A 16,271-nucleotide genomic window follows, 5' to 3' on the forward strand; every position below is an offset into this window, starting at 1 on the left:
CTCCCGGAGTGCTTGTGGGGGTGATGGAGCCGTGCCAGCGAACCGATGGGCAAGCTTGAGAGCGCTCTCGGATTGCTCTTGCACCGACTCTGCCCGCTGCCGACGAGCCCCGATGCTACGCACGACCCGCGGGTCGGCCAATGGGTCTGCACGGAGTTCAAATGCCGCTGAACTGCGGGAACTTGAATGACCACGGAATGACCACATCCGCTTAACTCTTGCCTAAGGCCCACTTAAGTCTGAGGGTCGTGCCGAGGGGAGGTTGAGAGCGCTCTCAGTCGGGAAGGCGGTCTGCCGCGAGCGGCGCCAGAAAACCCGTGGACGGCCTGCCGAAGATCACGTACTGTGTGGTTCCACGCCCTGAGACGGACGGAAGGAGGCGAGTGCCGTGCAGTTCACATCTTTCAAGCGCTCCCTTTTCCGTTGCCCCGGCGTGCACCTCGCGATCTGACCGGGAGCGCTCCAAGCAGCCTGTATCCCGGAGGAATCCGTGACCGATCTGGTCATCCATACGCTCTCCACGAGCGACGCCCATCTCTTCGACGCACACCCCGACCCCCTCGGTGCCCGTGAGGGGCATCAGCGCACCCGGTTCCGCTCCGAGTGGAAGCGTGTGGCCCTGCGCGACGGCAGGGTCGTCGCCCGTGGCGCCTGGTGGGGAGGCCCCGACGACTCGGAGCCCATCAACATCAACTGGTTCGACGTGGCCGAGGGCGAGGAGGAGGCCGGCGCCGAACTCCTGCGCTCCGCCCCCTGGCAGGTCGAGCTCGAGATCAACCTGTCCGGCGGCTGGCGGGACGACCCCGCTCTGAAGGCCGCCGCCGAAGCCCGTTTCAACGCCGCGCGTGCGGCCGGATACGAGCTCCTCGTGGAGCGCTTCCTGTACCGCTGGACCCCCGACCTCGGCCTGCCCGAGCGGCCCGGACGCCTGAAGTTCAGCGCCGAGCCCGACGACGCGGTCTTCTTCGACGCGTTGCGGCGCATCCACTCCGTCACCCTGGACGCCCACGCGCTGCGGGACATCGAGGAGGGCGGTCTCGACAAGGCCGCCCAGGCGGAACTCGACTTCTTCCACTGGTGCCCGTCCCCACGGGAGTGGTGGCAGGTCGCGCACACGCCGGAGGGCGACCTGGCCGGCATCCACATTCCGGCTCACAACCCGTCCGGCCCGACCATCGGCTTCATCGGGGTCGTGCCCGAACAGCGCGGCCACGGCTACGCCTACGACCTCCTCGCGGAGTGCACCCACGTCCTCGTCGAGCAGGGCGCGGAGTTCGTCACCGGAGCGACGGACCTGGGCAACTTCCCCATGGCCGCGAACTTCACCAAGGCGGGCTTCCCGGTGGTCAAGGAACGGATCAACTTCCAGGTGAAGACGTCGGCATAAAGACGTCGGCATAAAGACGTCGGCATAGAACACATCGGGATGGCCGAGGAGTAGCAGCTCGGACCCTTGAATGACGGACGGCCCGGACCTCGACCGCAGGTCCGGGCCGTCTGTCGAGGAGCCGTTCGGCGAGCAACTCGCCGCCCGTTCAGGGCAGGACACCCGCAGGGCTGCGCGCGGCGCCCCGCAGGCGTGCGGCGTCCTGGCTGGGCGGTGCGCCGAACTGACGGCGGTACTCCCGGCTGAACTGCGACGGGTTGTCGTAGCCCACGCGCTGACCGACGCCGGTGACATCGCCGGGGTGGGTGGCGAGCAGCAGCCGGGCCTCCTGGAGCCGGATCTGTTTCTGGAACTGGATGGGGCTCATCGCGGTCACCGCCTGGAAGTTGCGGTAGAACGCGGAGACGCTCATGCCGGACATCCGGGCCACGTCCTCGACCCGGAAGGGATCCGCGTAGTGCTCGCGGATCCAGCGCACGGCCCGCGAGACATGACTGAGGCTGCTGTCGGCCAGGCCGAGCTGCCGTACCGTCGCCCCCTGCTCGCCGGTGATCACACGCCACAGGATCTCGCGCTTGACCAGCGGCGCGAGCACGGCCCGGTCGCGGGGCTCGTCCAGCAGGCGCAGCAGCCGGACCACCGCGTCGAGCAGCGCTGCCGGAGCGTCGGTCACGGCGATCCCCGACGGCGGGCCCCCGCCGGGCCGGGGAGTGACTCCCGGACCGGCTTGCAGCAGCAACTCGGCCACGGCGGACGGGTCCAGCGTGAGTCCGAAGCCCAGGGCGGGGTGCTCGGGATCGGCCCCGGTGAACTGGCCGGTGACCGGCAGGTCGACCGACGCCACCAGATACTGCCCGGCGCCGTACTCGAAGACGCGGTCGCCCAGCGCGAGGCGTTTGGCGCCCTGGGCGATGACCGCGAGGACCGTGCCGGACATCGAGGGCGCGGGCGGCTCCGACCGGTCGACCTTCGAGATGAGGACACCGTCGATGGGGGTGGTCCAGTCGGGACGCGCGTGCCGGGCCAGCAGCACGCGGAGCTCTTCCAGAGGCATACGGCCATTGCAGCACGGTTGCGCCCGACAGCTCCCGAACGCGAGAGGATCGTGCAAGTGCGAGCGAGCATCGTTCTAACGTTTTCACAGGTCAGATGGGTTGAATGGAATCAGTTCACCGGTTCCGTTCACTCACAGGAGAGACCATGAAGATCGCCATCGTCACCGGCGCCAGCTCCGGCATCGGGCAGAGTGCCGCCATCGAGATCGCCAAGCGCGGCGTCGGGGTGATCCTGACCTACGGCAACAACGCGCGCGGCGGGCTGGAGACGGTCGCCGCCATCGAGGAGGCGGGCGGTACGGCCGTGGCGCTGCCGCTGGACGTCGGGGCGAGCGACACGTTCGACGCCTTCCGCGACACGGTGGGCGGCGCGCTCAAGGAGACGTGGGGGCGCGACACGTTCGACTACCTGGTCAACAACGCGGGGATCGCGCAGACGGCGCTGATCGAGGACATGACGGAGGGCATGTTCGACCAACTGACCCGCGTCCTGCTCAAGGGGCCGTACTTCCTGACGCAGAGGCTGCTGCCGCTGATGGCCGACGGCGGCGCCGTCGTCAACACCAGCAGCAACTCGGCGGGCACCACCACCGGCCTGGAGCCCGGCTACTCGGCCTACGCCACCATGAAGGGCGGCCTGGACGTACTGACCCGCTACATGGCCAAGGAGTTCAGCGGCCGCGGCATCCGGGTCAACGCCGTTTCGCCGGGGGCGACCCGCACCCGCCTCGCCGACGACGCCTTCACCCGGTTCCCCGAGGTGGTGCCGGCCCTCGCCGCCAAGACCGCGTTCGGCCGGGTCGGCGAGCCCGACGACATCGGCGCGATGATCGCCACGCTCGTCTCCGACGAGAGCCGCTGGGTCACCGCCCAGAACATCGAAGTGTCCGGCGGCTACAACCTCTAGGGCCGGTCAGCCGCCGTTCAGCAGCGTCTCGGCCTCGGCCAGGATCTCGGTGACCCGCAGGCCGAACGCCGCGTCGCACGGGTGCGCTCGACCCGTGCGGGACGCCGCCAGCAGGGCGTCGGCGGCCCGGGTCAGGGCGGAAACCGCTGTCTCGGTACTCTCCGGCAGGAGTGTGACCCCGGACGTGCCCCGCAGCTCCACCGTCGCCCCCGCGGCGGCGGGCGGGGCCGTGAGGCTCAGGGCCAGCGTGCTGGAGGCGCCGCCGACGTGGTCGAGGACGAGGTGGACGGTGTCGCCGGGCCCGGGTGCGGCCGCCGTCACCCGCTTCGCGTCGCCCAGGACCGGCAGCAGCACCGACAGCGCGTGGGGGCCGACGTCCCACAGTGCGCCCTTCTCGCGCCGCCACGGCGAGTCCGCGAACGGGCTGTCGTCACCGCTGAACACCGCGCCGAGCCACTGCGCCCGGCCGGTGAACCAGCCTTCCACGCCGGCCTGTTCGGAGATCCATGCCGCGGTCTCCGGCTGGAAACGGGTGGTGAAGAAGACGACCGAGGCGACTCCGGCCTCCTTCACGGCCTCGACGACCGCGCGTCCCTGCTCCACCGTCGGCGCGAGCGGCTTGTCGAGCAGCAGATGGCAGCCCGCCCGCGCGGCGAGCGCCGCGAGGTCCGCCTGGATCGCCGGCGGCAGGGCGACGGCCACCGCGTCCACGTCGGCGAGCAGTGCGTCGACCTCGTCGTAGGCGCGGACACCGTAGCTGTCGGCCAGTTCCTTCGTGGGGGCCGTACGGCGGCCCCACACCCCGACGAAGTCCAGCTCCTCGTGCTCGCTCAGGGCGGGAGCGTGCGCCATCTGCGCCCACGGGCCGGTGCCTAGCAGTCCGATGCGCATGCCGCCGCCTCTCACAGTGCCGGAAGGTCCGCGACCGTTGCCTGTCCCGTCGAACGACCGGACAACCGGACAGGTGGTCCAGGGTGAGCGTGCCATATCGACCTGGAGGCCGCGCAAGCCGATAGCGGGAGACCGCGCCGGCGGACAGCGGGAGACCGCGCAAGCGGATGGACGGACGGTTGGGCCTATCCCGGCGCTCCACGGATTCAGTGGCACCGTCGCTGAATCCGTTCTCTTTCTTCTATTGGACCTCTCGCGTCCGGACGGCGAGGCTGGTGTCGGTCCGGTCCGGCCGTGCTCCACGGCCCGTTGACCGGCGACAACGTTTTCCGCGCGACAGCCGAGAGAGGTCACGAGCCCATGCACACCCGCCGCATCGGGGATGTCGAGGTCAGCGCGATCGGCCTGGGCGCGATGCCCATGTCCATCGAAGGCCGCCCGGACGAGGCCCGTTCCCTCGCCACGATCCACGCCGCGCTCGATGCTGGCGTGACCCTGATCGACACCGCGGACGCCTATCACCGCGACGCCTACGAGGTCGGTCACAACGAGACCCTGATCGCCAAGGCCCTCGCCTCCCACGACCTGGGCAAGGACGTCCTCGTCGCCACGAAGGGCGGCCATCTGCGCCCCGGCGACGGCAGTTGGACGCTGGACGGCAGCCCCCGCCACCTCAAGGCGGCGTGCGAGGCGTCCCTGCGCCGGCTCGGCGTGGAGGCCATCGGGCTCTACCAGTTCCACCGGCCCGACCCGAGGGTGCCGTACGCCGAGTCCGTCGGCGCTGTCCGCGACCTCCTTGACGAGGGCAAGATCCTCATGGCCGGGATCTCCAACGCGGACCCCGAGCGCATCAGGCAGGCGAACGACATCCTCGGCGGCCGGCTGGTCTCCGTGCAGAACCAGTTCTCCCCGGCGTTCCGCTCCAGCGAGCCGGAACTGCGCCTGTGCGACGAGCTCGGCATCGCGTTCCTGCCCTGGAGCCCGCTCGGCGGCATCTCCCGAGCCGGTGAACTGGGCTCCGCCTACGCCCCGTTCGCGCGCGTCGCCGAGGCGCACGGTGTGAGCCCCCAGCGGGTGTGCCTGGCCTGGATGCTCGCCAAGTCGCCGGTCGTCGTGCCGATCCCCGGGTCGAGCCGGCCGGAGACCATCCTGGACTCGCTCGGCGCGGTCGACCTCGTGCTCACCGCCGAGGAGATCGCCGAACTGGACGCCGTCTGACGGGAATCCGTCCGGGATCGCGTGTGTACTCCCTCCCGGGACCGGATAGGAAGCGCTTGCTATCGCAGGGCCCGCAATCCATCCGGAACCTCGGGAAGGACAACGCCTATGGCGTCGTCGCATGAGAGACCGCTCGACCACCGCTACCGGGACGAACACCCCGTCCGCACACTCGCCTATCTGTTGCGAGCCGACCGCCGCCGTCTCGCGGCGGCGGTCGGCGTCTTCACCGTCAAGCACAGCCCGGTCTGGCTGCTGCCGCTGATCACCGCGTCCATCATCGACACCGTCGTCCAGCATCAGCCGATCAGCAGGCTCTGGCTCAGCACCGGCGTGATCATGCTCATCCTGCTGGTCAACTACCCCCTGCACCTGCTCTACGTACGCCTGCTGTACGGCAGCGTGCGCCGCATGGGCACCGGCCTGCGCTCGGCGCTGTGCACCCGTATGCAGCAGCTCTCCATCGGCTACCACTCCCGTGTCAGTGCCGGTGTGCTCCAGGCCAAGGTCGTGCGGGACGTCGAGACGGTCGAGCAGATGGTGCAGCAGACCGCGGAGACGGGGCTCGGCGCGACCACCGTGCTCATCGGCGGCCTGGTCATCATCGCCGTACGCACACCGGAGTTCGTGCCCGTCTTCCTCGTCGTCGTGCCCGCCGCCGCACTTGTCGTCGCCCGCCTGAGGGCGCGGCTGCGCACCCACAATGAGCACTTCCGCCACGAGGTGGAGACCCTCTCCTCCCGCGTCACGGAGATGACCCGTCTCATCCCGGTCACCCGCGCCCACGGCCTGGAGGGCAAGGCGCTGCGCCGCATGGACGGCACCCTGCGCCGACTCCTGACCTCCGGCATGCGCCTCGACCTCGTCAACGGCCGCTTCGGCTCGCTCGCCTGGGTCGTACTGAACGTCGTCGGCGTGCTGGTCCTCGCCGGCGCGGCACTGATCTCGTACTACGGCGTCTGGGGCGTCACCGCCGGCGACGTCGTCATGCTGAGCGCGTTCCTGACCACCCTCACCAACTCCACCACCACGCTGGCCGGTCTGGCCCCGGTCATCACCAAGGGCCTGGAGTCCGTCCGCTCCGTCGGCGAGGTCCTCCAGGCCCCCGAGCTGGAGGACAACGAGGGCAAGGCCGAACTCACCTCGCTGCGCGGCGCCGTGACCTTCGAGGGCGTCGGATACGCCTACGACGCCGGCCGCCCCGCCGTCCGCGACTTCACCCTCTCCGTCTCGCCCGGGGAGACGATCGCCCTCGTCGGCGCGTCCGGCGCCGGCAAGTCCACCGTGCTGAACCTCGTCATCGGCTTCATCCGCCCGAGCTCCGGGCAACTGCTGCTCGACGGCACGGACATGAACACCCTCGACCTGCGCACCTACCGCCGCTTCCTGTCGGTCGTGCCGCAGGAGTCGATCCTCTTCGACGGCACGATCCGCGAGAACGTCGCCTACGGCATGGACGACGCCGACGAGGAGACGGTGCGCGCCGCGCTGCGCGACGCCAACGCGCTGGAGTTCGTCGACCGGCTGCCGCAGGGTCTGGACACCCTGGTCGGCGAGCGCGGGGCACGGCTGTCCGGCGGGCAGCGCCAGCGCCTGGCCATCGCCCGCGCCCTGATCCGGGACCCGAGGGTGCTCGTGCTGGACGAGGCGACGTCGGCCCTGGACACCCAGTCGGAGGCGCTCGTCCAGCAGGCACTGGCCCGGCTCCTGCACGGCCGTACCACCTTCGTGGTGGCCCACCGACTGTCCACCGTGCGCGGCGCGGACCGGATCGTGGTGATGGGCGACGGCCGCATCCAGGAGATCGGCACCCACGAGGAACTCCTGTGCCGGGGCGGGGCGTACGCGGCACTGCACAGCGGTCAGGTCGCCTGACGCATCCGTCCCGCCCGCTCCACCCACGAGATCGCGTGGAGCGGGCGGGACGGGCAACGAGGCTACGGCAGACCGACCACTGGGCCCAGTTCGATCCGGTCGATGCGCTGCGGGTGTCGCTGCCGCGTGCACCCGGGGTCCTGGTGGTCTGTCAGGCCGGCACATGACCTGCAAGGCAACGGAGCGGTAACAGAAGGCAACTGAAAGGGAGTCGGTGCGGTCTAGTCCGCCATGAAGATCTCTTTCCTGCTCCACAACGCCTACGGGATCGGAGGCACGATCACCACCACGTTCAACCTGGCCCAAGCCCTCGCCGGACGGCACGAGGTGGAGATCGTCTCCGCCCTGCGGCACCGGGAACGCCCGAACTTCACCCTGGACCCGCGAGTGTCGTTGAGGCCGCTGGTGGACCTGAGGCACGAGAAGGAACATCCCCTGCATCTCAGACCGGCGCGGGTGTTCCCCGCCGCCGAGTACCGCTACGGACAGTACAGCGAACTGACCGACCGGCGGATCGGCGAATACCTGGCCCAGACCGACGCCGACGTCGTCATCGGCACCCGGCCGGGGCTCAACGTGCAGCTCGCGCGCCAGGCGCCGGAGCACGTCGTCCGCATCGGGCAGGAGCACCTCACCCTCGACAACCACTCGCCCCGGCTGCGCACCGCGCTGCGCCGGGCCTATCGCCGGCTCGACGTGCTGACCACGGTCACCGAGGCGGACGCCGCCGCCTACCGGCGCAAGATGCGCCTGCCCGGCGTCCGCGTGGAGGCCCTCCCGAACAGCGTCCCCGATCCGGTGCTGCCCGCTGCGGACGGCACCGCGAAGGTGATCGTCGCGGCCGGCCGACTGGTCCCGGTGAAGCGCTACGACCTCCTCATCGAGGCCTTCGCCCCGGTCGCCGCCGCCCACCCGGACTGGCGCCTGCGCATCTACGGCAAGGGGGAGGAGCAGGCGAGGCTGCGGCAACTCATCGAAAGCCTCGGTCTGAGCGACCACGCCTTCCTGATGGGAGCGGCGGCGCCCATGGAGGCGGAGTGGGTCAAGGGCTCGATCGGCGCGACAGCGGCCAACTTCGAGCCGTTCGGCATGACCATCGTGGAGGCGATGCGCTGCGGCCTGCCGGTCGTGAGCACCGACTGCCCCTACGGACCCGGCGAGATCATCGAGGACGGCACCGACGGCCGACTCGTCCCCGTCGGTGACCGCGAGGCGATGAGTGCCGCGCTGCTGGAACTCGTCCGCGACGACGAGCGGCGCCGGCGGATGGGGCGCAGAGCACTGGAGAACGCGCGACGGTTCGCCCCGGTCCCGGTCGTGGAGCAGGCCGAGCGCCTGATCGACGACGCGATGGCCGCACGCAGGGCCGGGCGACGGGCCGCAGCGGGACGCGGACGAATACAACGCGCCCTGGTCAGCCAGGGTTTCGCCGCTCGCGACGCCGCGCACGCCGCGGCCTCCGGCGCGCTGCACACCGTACGGAGGGGACGCCGATGACCACCGAACACGGTACGGAGGGGATGCCGATGACCACCGAACAAGGCACGACGAGCGTGGCCGACCTCCGTGCCGACTGCACGGCCGACGCGGACGGCCGGCTCACCTTCGCGCTGCGGGCACCGTCGGCCGCGGGCCGTCTGCTGCTGCGACTTCGCCCCAAGAAGGGGCAGCCCGAAAAGGTCCTTCACACCCTCGACCTGGAACCGGCGGAGGACGGCCGATCCCGTGCGGTCCTGGTGCCGGAGCCCGCGCTCGCCGAGGGCCGGTGGGACGTCTACCTGATCCCCGAACCCGGCGCGCCGCGGCAGCGACTGCGCCCCGGACTGCGGGACCTGCGGACCCTCGTCGACGGCCATCTGCGCGACCGGCCGTCACCGGTCGCCGTGCGCGTCCCTTACGTCACCAAGGACGGCTACCTCGCGCTGCGGGCGTGGCTGCGCACCGCCCACGCGGAGGTCGAGGGCGTCGATGTCACAGACCACTCGATGACCGTCAGGGCACGGTTGCACGGCGCCACCCTCGGCGCGGGACCGGCCGTGCGGCTTCGTCTGCGGGGCAAAGGCGGCACCGAGCGGACCGTCGTGCCGGTGGCCGAGGAGGACGGCCGGGGGTTCTCTTTCACCGTGGACTACGGGGAGTTGGCCGGTGGCGCCGGTGCCGGGAACAGTGTCTGGGACCTGTCCGTCCGGGGCGAGGGTGAGACCTCGGTCCGGATCGGCCGTCTCCTCGACGACATCGCGGACCGCAAGGAGATCTTCGTCCTTCCGGCCGCTGTGATCGGCGGCGCGGTCGTGCGTCCCTACTACACGGTCGACAACGACCTGTCCGTACTTGCGGACCGAACCTGACCGCAAGTCCTCCTACGGTCGTTCCATGACACAGACACAGCAGGCGCAGAAGGTCCTTGTCACCGGAGCCACCGGAACCGTCGGCCGCCAGGTCGTCACCGAACTGCTGGCCCGCGGTCACGCGGTCCGCGCCCTCACCCGGGACCCGGTCAACGCCGACTTCCCGGCCGGCGTCGAGGTGGTCCGGGGCGACCTGACCGACCCCGACAGCCTGGTGACGGCTCTGGAGGGCGTCACCGGCGTCCACCTGATCACCTTCGGCGGGGCCTACTTCGCTCCGCTGGAGACGGGCCCGCGGATCCTGGAGCTGGCCCGGGCCGCGGGCGTGCGCCGGGTCACCGTGCTGCACGGCGGTGAGGCGACGCCTCTGGAGAAGGCGGTGCGGGAGTACGACGGCCTGGAGTGGACGGTGCTCATGCCGGTCGAGTTCATGGGCAACGCCCTGGAGTGGGCGGACGGCATCGTGACCTCCGGTGAGGTGCGCGAGCCGTTCGTCTCCCGGCTGAGCGCCATGGTCCACGAGGGCGACATCGGCGCCGTCGCCGCGGTCGCGCTCACCGAGGAGGGGCACGGAAGCCAGGTGTACGTGATCACGGGCCCCGAACTGCTCACCGTGGGCGACAAGGTGGCGGCCATCGCCGCCGCGCGCGGCCGGGAGATCGCCCTGGTCGAGCTCACCGAGGAACAAGCCGTCGAGCAGTGGCGGGCGGCGGGTCACTCGGAGGAAGTGATCGGGTTCCTGCTGGAGGCCTACGGCAACACGCCCGAGGTCGGCCGTACGGTCCTCGACACCGTCGAGAAGGTCACCGGCCGGCCGGCCCGTACCTTCGGCCAGTGGGCCGCGGAGCACGCGGACACGTTCAGGGCGGGCTAGCCCGACCGCCCTACCGCCGCCCCTGCGCCAACCGCGCCGCCGCGTCGTGGACGACCTGTGCGTGCAGCTCGAACAACGCCACGAGGTCGACGGTGTCGCCCTTGACCTCGCGGTGCACGAACAGGCCGTCCGCGCCGGCGACGGCGTAGGTGGTGAGGGTGTCCACGGCGGCCTCGTCCAGGTCCGGGAACAGGGTGGCGGCGACCTCGGCGATCTTCCGGTGGGTGATGTCACGGATTTGGAGGAACACCGTGCGGCCCCGGGGCTCGGTGGGGCGTCGCTCCAGGGCGAGCATGAGGCCGAGGCGCAGGAAGTCGGGGGCGTCGACGAGCGACTTCGCCACGTTCCCGGCCATGGCGGTGACCCGCTCCAGGGGCTTACCCGTCTCCTCGCCCGGCAGCTCGACGGCTGTGAGCCAAGCCTCGAAGCTGCGCTCGATGACCGCGGCGATCAGGTCGTCCTTGTCCTTGAAGTGCCAGTAGATGGAACTGGCGGGCAGCCCGCACTTGGCGCTGACGGCAGCGATCGAGGTGCCGTCGTAGCCGCGCTCACCGGCGATCTCCACGGCGGCGTCGAGGATGCGCTGACGTGACTCCACTCCGTTCGCGCGCTTCTTGCGCGTCGTCTGCGCACTGGTCATGGGGTGCCTCCGGTGAACGCTCACATGCTGAAGCGTCCACTCTAATTGGAGCATCCCCTACAGCAGTGCCGGTGCCCCGGCGCGGGCTCAGCCGACGAGGGTGTCGACCACGTCGAGATCCGGCAGGTCGAGCGAGCAGATCCGCGCGGCCTCGTCCGCCGGGAGGCCGAACTGCCGCAGCAGGCTCCGGGCGAGAAGGTCCGCGGACTTCGCGTCGTCGCGGTCGGGCTGGGCGTGCAGCAGCGAGCCCAGCGCCAGCACGGCGGCGGCCGTCATCGTCAGGGCGAGATCCACGTCCTCCACCTCGAAACGCCCCGCGTCCACCGCGGTGCGGATGTCGTGGAACGCCCGGGGCGCCAGGCCCCGTTCGGACCGTGCGAGTTCTAGGCCCTGGTTCAGCAGGACCCGGCTCAGCTCCGGGTGGCGGCGGTGCAGCCGGCCGGTCATCCGGAAGCTCTGCGCGAAGGCGACCGCCGGGTCGTCGATGTCCGCGGTGAGGCGGTCCATCAGCGAGCCCCACCACTCCAGCGCCTCCGCCACCGCGACACGAAAGAGCTCTTCCTTGCTGTCGAAGTGGTTGTAGAACGAGCCGACCCCGATGTCGGCCAGCTCGGTGATCTCCAGGATGGGGACGTCGGTCCGCCCTTCGGCCAGCAGGCGCTGGGCCGCTTCCACCAGCGCGGTGCGCGTGCGCGCCCTTCGCCGGTCGACCCGCCCGGATGCGGTCCGCTCGGCCATCGCACCATCCTCCATCCCGCCCGTACTGCCTTCCCCCGCACTCTAGCTGCACTCTTCTGTTTCCTGAAGATTTCTTCAGTTCCCTTGACTGACGTCAGATTCGGAAGTGAATATTTCTTCAAGAGGTGATGGCCGTGGGTGGCACGCACAACGACCTGCATTCCGAGCAGGGAGCACTCCCCGGGGAGCATCCGGGCCGGGCGACGAACCCGGTGATCAAGGTCCACGACATCGCGTGGCTGGAGTTCCGCAAGCCCGACCTGGACCGCGCCGAGGTCTTCGCCCGCGCCTTCGGCTTCGCCACGTCGTACCGGGACGACCGTGAGCTGCACCTGCGGGGAACGCAGGCCGGCGCACCGTGCGTGATCATCAGGAAGGGACACGGGTCGCGATTCCTCGGCCCCGCCTTCCGCGCCGCGGACACCCGCGACCTGCTGCGGCTGGCCGAGAGCGCCGGTACCCGGGTGCGGTCACTGCCGCAGCAGCTCGGCGGCTCGGTCGTGGAACTGCTCGACCCGAGCGGGCTGCCGGTCCGCGTCGTCGCCGACCTCGACGAGCTGCCCGCGCAGGCCGCGCAGGGCACCCGGACGTTCAACTTCGGCGGTGGACTCGACCGGGTCAACGCCACCCAGCGGCCCCCGCGGGAACCCGCGGGCGTGCGGCGCCTCGGCCACGTCGTCCTCCAGACGACCACCTATGGCCGCACGCTGAGCTGGTACCTGGAGCACCTCGGCCTGATCGTCAGCGACTTCCTCTACTACGAGGGTCAGCGCGAGCGCGGGCCCACCATGAGCTTCATCCGCTGCGACCGCGGCCGGACCCTGACCGACCACCACACCCTGGCCCTGACCCTCGGCCCCTCCAACCGGTATGTGCACTCGGCGTACGAGGTCGCCGACCTCGACGAGCTGGCCGCCGGCGGCCAGCACCTGCTCGGCCAGGGCTACCGGCGGTCGTGGGGGATCGGCCGGCACATCCAGGGCAGCCAGATCTTCGACTACTGGCGCGACCCCGACGGCTTCCTGGTCGAGCACTTCACCGACGGCGACATGTTCGACTCCACCCTGGAGCCCGGCTGGGCGCCCATGACCGCCTCCGGCCTGGCGCAGTGGGGCCCGCCGGCCACCAAGGACTTCCTGGGCATCGCCCCCGGGCGCGAGTCCCTGGCCGAGCTGCGCTCGATCATCACGGCCCTTCGATCCGACGACAACGAGTTCGACCTGGAACGCCTGCGCGGCCTGCTGAAAGTGGCTACCTCATGACCCTCTCCGTCCTCCGTACCTCCGACACGTGGTGGGTCGCGCTCGACGAGCACCGTGCCGTACCGGTCGAGACACCCGCGACGACCACCGCGGAACTCCTCGACGACGTCGTCACGGTCCACATGGCCTTGGCCGAGGCCCGCGCGGGTACCTCGAAGGCGCGGCCCCGCCGCATCGCCGAACTCCCGCTCGTCTCCCCGGTCACCGCGCCCTGCCGGGTGGTCGCGCAGATGACCAACTACGTCTCCCATGTGCGCGACTCGGGCATGAACCCCGAGACCGTCCCGCTGACGTTCTTCCGCAAGACCTCCGGCTCCATCGCGGGACCCTTCGACGAGATCGTGAAGCCGGCCCACGTCCGCTTCCTCGACTACGAGATCGAACTCGGCCTGGTCATCGGACGCCCCCTCGACGTCGGAACCGACGTGACCGCCGCCAACTGGCGGGACCACATCGCCGGCCTGGTCGTCACCAACGACGTCTCCGCACGCGACGTCCAGCTTCCCAAGACCCAGTTCTACGAGGCCAAGTCCTACCCGACCTTCACCCCGGTCGGCCCCGCACTGGTGCTGCTGGACGCCGACGAACTGGACCGCCTCTCCGAGCTCAGGCTCGTCCTCAAGGTCAACGGCGAGATCCGCCAGAACAGCGACCTCACCGACATGATCTACCGCCCGCTCCAGGCCCTCCAGGAGCTCTCCCGCTTCCAGGCCCTCGCCCCCGGCGACCTGATCCTCACCGGCACACCCGGCGGTACGGCCCTGAAGGCGCCGCCCAAGCCGGTGGAGATCATCGGCGCGCTCCTGCCTCCGGCCATGAAATGGAAGGCGTTCTTCAACTCCCAGGCCAAGAACGACAAATACCTCCGCGACGGCGACGTACTGGAGCTGTCCATCCGCACCCCCGACGGCGCCATCGACCTCGGCACCCAGCAGACCAAGGTGAGGTTCGCGTGACCACCGAGACCCCCATGGCGTGGCCGCGCTACGACCACCCCGACGACCTGGCCGCCATCGAGGCCACACCGCTCGCCGCGCGCGGACTGCCCGCCACCTCGTACGACCTGCTGCGCCGGGCCGCCGACCAGTGGCCCGAGCGGACCGCGCTCACCGTCCTGCCCGACGCCGCTTCCTGGCGCACGCCCAGGAACCGCACCCACGCGGACCTCCTCGCCGACGTCCACCGGGCGGCCAACGCCCTGCACCGCCTCGGTGTCCGCCGCCACGACTCCGTCGCCCTGCTCGCCCCGAACTGCGACGAGCTCGTCACCGCCCTCCTCGCCGCCCAGCTCGCCGGCATCGTCACACCCGTCAACCCGGCGCTCGCCCGTGACCACGTCGCCGAACTGGTCCGCCGCGCCGGCACCCGCGTGATCATCACCGCCTCCCCGGAGCTGGACCCCGAGGCGTTCGCCACCGCCGCCGAACTCGCCCGGCAGGGCCTGGTGGACCATGTGCTGCTGCTGAGCCCCACCGCCGGTCCGGCCGTGCCGCCGCCGTCGGTTGAGAACGCCACCGTGGCCCACCTCGCCGACGCCGCGGCCGACCGCCCGCACGACCGCTTCCTCGGCGAGCCGCCCACGAGCACCGACCTCGCCGCGTTCTTCCACACGGGCGGCACCACCGGAGCCCCGAAACTCGCCGCCCACACACACGCCAACGAGGTGTCCGACGCGTGGATGATCGCGGCCAACTCCGTGCTGGACGAGGACTCGGTCGTGTTCGCCGCGCTGCCGCTCTTCCACGTCAACGCACTCATGGTCACGCTGCTCGCACCGCTGTTCCGAGGTCAGCGAGTGGTGTGGGCCGGGCCGTCGGGCTACCGCGACATCACCCTGTACGCCGAGTTCTGGCGCATCGTCGAGCACTACCGGATCGCCACGATGAGCGCCGTGCCCACGGTGTACGCCGTGCTGGCCACGTGCCCGGTCGACGGGACTGACATCGGCTCGATGCGCTGCGCGATGGTCGGCGCCTCCGCGCTGCCCGACGGGGTGCGCGCCAACTTCGAGACGGCGACCGGGATACCGCTGCTGGAGGGGTACGGCCTGACCGAGGCGACCTGTGCCAGCGTCCGCGGATTCCTCGACGTCCGCCGGCCCGGGTCGGTCGGGCAGCGGCTGCCGTACCAGAACATCAGGATCGTCGACACGGACACCGGCGCCGAGCGGCCGGCCGGTGCCGTCGGCACCGTCCTCGTCAGCGGTCCGACGGTCTTCCCCGGCTACGTCCAGGGCCGTACCGCGGACGGCTATCTGATCAGCGGTCAGGGAAAGGTGACCGACGGCTGGCTCGACACCGGCGACCTCGGCTACCTCGACGAGGACGGCTTCCTCCACCTCACCGGCCGCGCGAAGGACCTCATCATCCGCGGCGGCCACAACATCGACCCCCGTGTCATCGAGGACGCCCTGCTCTCGCACCCCGCGGTCACCGGGGCCCAGGCCGTCGGGCAGCCGGACGAACGGGCGGGCGAGGTGCCGGTCGCGTACGTGACGCTCGCCGACGGCACGGTCGGCGAGGACGAACTGCGGACCTGGGCCGCCGCGCACGTCAGTGAGGCGGCCGCCGCCCCCAAGGCCGTCCGTGTCCTCGACGCCCTCCCCGTCACCGCGGTCGGCAAGCCGTACAAGCTCGCCCTGCGCGCCGACGCCGCGCGCCGCGTGCTCAACGACGTCCTCGGCGACATCGAGCACGTGGCAGGGGTCGGCGCAGACGCCGACTCCGGGTCGGTCACGGTCACCGTGACGCTGCGGGCCTCGGCACCGACCGGCACCGCGGCCGAGGTGGAACGCCGGGTCGGCACCTTCGCCGTGACCTGCCGAGTCGTCGGCCGGCACGGGGAAACGACTGACGCACGCGCCGGTTCCGGCGACCGGCGCGGGGCCGAGGAGCGCGCCGAAATCGCCAAAACCGGACCGGAAGTCGTCTAGACCTCCCCGGAGTCTTGAACCCGCCGGTCCGGGTCTGCTTGGGTGACGAACCAATGGCCGCTGTCCGGCGGCGTATAGGGGGAATGGTTTCTGTGCTGGGCCGGCAATGGGGGCTTGAACACGCCGTGCGACAGCGGTGGGCGA

The 16,271-nt window shown here is 70.8% G+C and carries 14 protein-coding genes; 10 read left to right on the plus strand and 4 right to left on the minus strand.

Going from position 1 to position 16,271, the window contains the following annotated elements; genetic code table 11:
* Positions 1-490: 490 nt before the first annotated feature.
* Positions 491-1,387, plus strand: a complete 897-nt coding sequence (locus ACZ69Q_RS08105) for a GNAT family N-acetyltransferase (protein ID WP_471038264.1) — start codon at positions 491-493, stop codon at positions 1,385-1,387.
* A 148-nt stretch (positions 1,388-1,535) separates the two neighbouring features.
* Here ACZ69Q_RS08105 and ACZ69Q_RS08110 read toward each other — a convergent pair whose 3' ends face one another.
* Positions 1,536-2,441, minus strand: coding sequence for an AraC family transcriptional regulator (locus tag ACZ69Q_RS08110; RefSeq protein WP_471038266.1), 906 nt, complete (start codon positions 2,439-2,441; stop codon positions 1,536-1,538).
* Positions 2,442-2,587: 146 nt separating this feature from the next.
* Here ACZ69Q_RS08110 and ACZ69Q_RS08115 point away from each other — a divergent pair, with 146 nt between their 5' ends.
* A complete protein-coding gene (locus ACZ69Q_RS08115; RefSeq protein WP_471038268.1) occupies positions 2,588-3,349 on the plus strand; it encodes an SDR family NAD(P)-dependent oxidoreductase in 762 nt (253 codons plus the stop codon).
* A gap of 6 nt (positions 3,350-3,355) precedes the next feature.
* On the opposite strand, the gene ACZ69Q_RS08120 is transcribed toward ACZ69Q_RS08115, so the two are convergent.
* On the minus strand, positions 3,356-4,240 hold the full coding sequence (locus ACZ69Q_RS08120) for a Gfo/Idh/MocA family protein (protein WP_471038271.1): 885 nt from the start codon (positions 4,238-4,240) through the stop codon (positions 3,356-3,358).
* Positions 4,241-4,600: 360 nt separating this feature from the next.
* Here ACZ69Q_RS08120 and ACZ69Q_RS08125 point away from each other — a divergent pair, with 360 nt between their 5' ends.
* The 5 genes from ACZ69Q_RS08125 (at position 4,601) to ACZ69Q_RS08145 (ending at position 10,555) form a co-directional block, all read left to right on the plus strand.
* A complete protein-coding gene (locus ACZ69Q_RS08125; RefSeq protein WP_471038274.1) occupies positions 4,601-5,458 on the plus strand; it encodes an aldo/keto reductase in 858 nt (285 codons plus the stop codon).
* A gap of 108 nt (positions 5,459-5,566) precedes the next feature.
* Positions 5,567-7,333 carry an ABC transporter ATP-binding protein gene (locus ACZ69Q_RS08130; RefSeq protein ID WP_471038276.1) on the plus strand — a complete coding sequence of 589 codons (1,767 nt, stop codon included), beginning with the start codon at positions 5,567-5,569 and terminating at the stop codon, positions 7,331-7,333.
* 231 nt (positions 7,334-7,564) lie between these two features.
* Positions 7,565-8,830: a glycosyltransferase family 4 protein gene (locus tag ACZ69Q_RS08135; protein ID WP_471038279.1), complete on the plus strand. Its 1,266-nt coding sequence runs from the start codon at positions 7,565-7,567 to the stop codon at positions 8,828-8,830.
* A gap of 29 nt (positions 8,831-8,859) precedes the next feature.
* Positions 8,860-9,681 carry a transferase gene (locus ACZ69Q_RS08140; protein ID WP_471038281.1) on the plus strand — a complete coding sequence of 274 codons (822 nt, stop codon included), beginning with the start codon at positions 8,860-8,862 and terminating at the stop codon, positions 9,679-9,681.
* Positions 9,682-9,706: 25 nt separating this feature from the next.
* Positions 9,707-10,555 carry an SDR family oxidoreductase gene (locus tag ACZ69Q_RS08145; protein WP_471038284.1) on the plus strand — a complete coding sequence of 283 codons (849 nt, stop codon included), beginning with the start codon at positions 9,707-9,709 and terminating at the stop codon, positions 10,553-10,555.
* Between the two features lie 10 nt (positions 10,556-10,565).
* Here ACZ69Q_RS08145 and ACZ69Q_RS08150 read toward each other — a convergent pair whose 3' ends face one another.
* Both ACZ69Q_RS08150 and ACZ69Q_RS08155 read right to left on the minus strand, forming a co-directional pair.
* A complete protein-coding gene (locus ACZ69Q_RS08150; protein WP_471038286.1) occupies positions 10,566-11,195 on the minus strand; it encodes a TetR/AcrR family transcriptional regulator in 630 nt (209 codons plus the stop codon).
* Positions 11,196-11,282: 87 nt separating this feature from the next.
* Positions 11,283-11,933 carry a TetR/AcrR family transcriptional regulator gene (locus ACZ69Q_RS08155; protein WP_471038288.1) on the minus strand — a complete coding sequence of 217 codons (651 nt, stop codon included), beginning with the start codon at positions 11,931-11,933 and terminating at the stop codon, positions 11,283-11,285.
* Between the two features lie 128 nt (positions 11,934-12,061).
* On the opposite strand from ACZ69Q_RS08155, the gene ACZ69Q_RS08160 reads away from it, so the two are divergent.
* Genes ACZ69Q_RS08160 through ACZ69Q_RS08170 form a run of 3 tightly spaced genes read left to right on the plus strand, consistent with a single transcriptional unit; the run spans position 12,062 to position 16,127 of the window.
* Positions 12,062-13,195 carry a VOC family protein gene (locus ACZ69Q_RS08160; protein ID WP_471038291.1) on the plus strand — a complete coding sequence of 378 codons (1,134 nt, stop codon included), beginning with the start codon at positions 12,062-12,064 and terminating at the stop codon, positions 13,193-13,195.
* On the plus strand, positions 13,192-14,151 hold the full coding sequence (locus ACZ69Q_RS08165; RefSeq protein ID WP_471038293.1) for a fumarylacetoacetate hydrolase family protein: 960 nt from the start codon (positions 13,192-13,194) through the stop codon (positions 14,149-14,151). The genes ACZ69Q_RS08160 and ACZ69Q_RS08165 overlap by 4 nt, the downstream gene beginning before the upstream one ends.
* On the plus strand, positions 14,148-16,127 hold the full coding sequence (locus tag ACZ69Q_RS08170; RefSeq protein ID WP_471038295.1) for an acyl-CoA synthetase: 1,980 nt from the start codon (positions 14,148-14,150) through the stop codon (positions 16,125-16,127). Before ACZ69Q_RS08165 ends, ACZ69Q_RS08170 begins: the two co-directional genes overlap by 4 nt.
* The last annotated feature ends 144 nt before the right edge of the window (positions 16,128-16,271 follow it).

It is taken from the genome of Streptomyces sp. NPDC036764 (assembly GCF_055609385.1).

Excerpts from the sequence above, each read along its gene's own strand:
- ACZ69Q_RS08110 (WP_471038266.1), bottom strand. The coding sequence starts at position 2,441 with ATGCCTCTGGAAGAGCTCCGCGTGCTGCTGGCCCGGCACGCGCGTCCC.
- ACZ69Q_RS08115 (WP_471038268.1), top strand. The coding sequence starts at position 2,588 with ATGAAGATCGCCATCGTCACCGGCGCCAGCTCCGGCATCGGGCAGAGT.
- ACZ69Q_RS08120 (WP_471038271.1), bottom strand. The coding sequence starts at position 4,240 with ATGCGCATCGGACTGCTAGGCACCGGCCCGTGGGCGCAGATGGCGCAC.
- ACZ69Q_RS08125 (WP_471038274.1), top strand. The coding sequence starts at position 4,601 with ATGCACACCCGCCGCATCGGGGATGTCGAGGTCAGCGCGATCGGCCTG.
- ACZ69Q_RS08130 (WP_471038276.1), top strand. The coding sequence starts at position 5,567 with ATGGCGTCGTCGCATGAGAGACCGCTCGACCACCGCTACCGGGACGAA.
- ACZ69Q_RS08135 (WP_471038279.1), top strand. The coding sequence starts at position 7,565 with ATGAAGATCTCTTTCCTGCTCCACAACGCCTACGGGATCGGAGGCACG.
- ACZ69Q_RS08140 (WP_471038281.1), top strand. The coding sequence starts at position 8,860 with ATGACCACCGAACAAGGCACGACGAGCGTGGCCGACCTCCGTGCCGAC.
- ACZ69Q_RS08145 (WP_471038284.1), top strand. The coding sequence starts at position 9,707 with ATGACACAGACACAGCAGGCGCAGAAGGTCCTTGTCACCGGAGCCACC.
- ACZ69Q_RS08150 (WP_471038286.1), bottom strand. The coding sequence starts at position 11,195 with ATGACCAGTGCGCAGACGACGCGCAAGAAGCGCGCGAACGGAGTGGAG.
- ACZ69Q_RS08155 (WP_471038288.1), bottom strand. The coding sequence starts at position 11,933 with ATGGCCGAGCGGACCGCATCCGGGCGGGTCGACCGGCGAAGGGCGCGC.
- ACZ69Q_RS08160 (WP_471038291.1), top strand. The coding sequence starts at position 12,062 with ATGGCCGTGGGTGGCACGCACAACGACCTGCATTCCGAGCAGGGAGCA.
- ACZ69Q_RS08165 (WP_471038293.1), top strand. The coding sequence starts at position 13,192 with ATGACCCTCTCCGTCCTCCGTACCTCCGACACGTGGTGGGTCGCGCTC.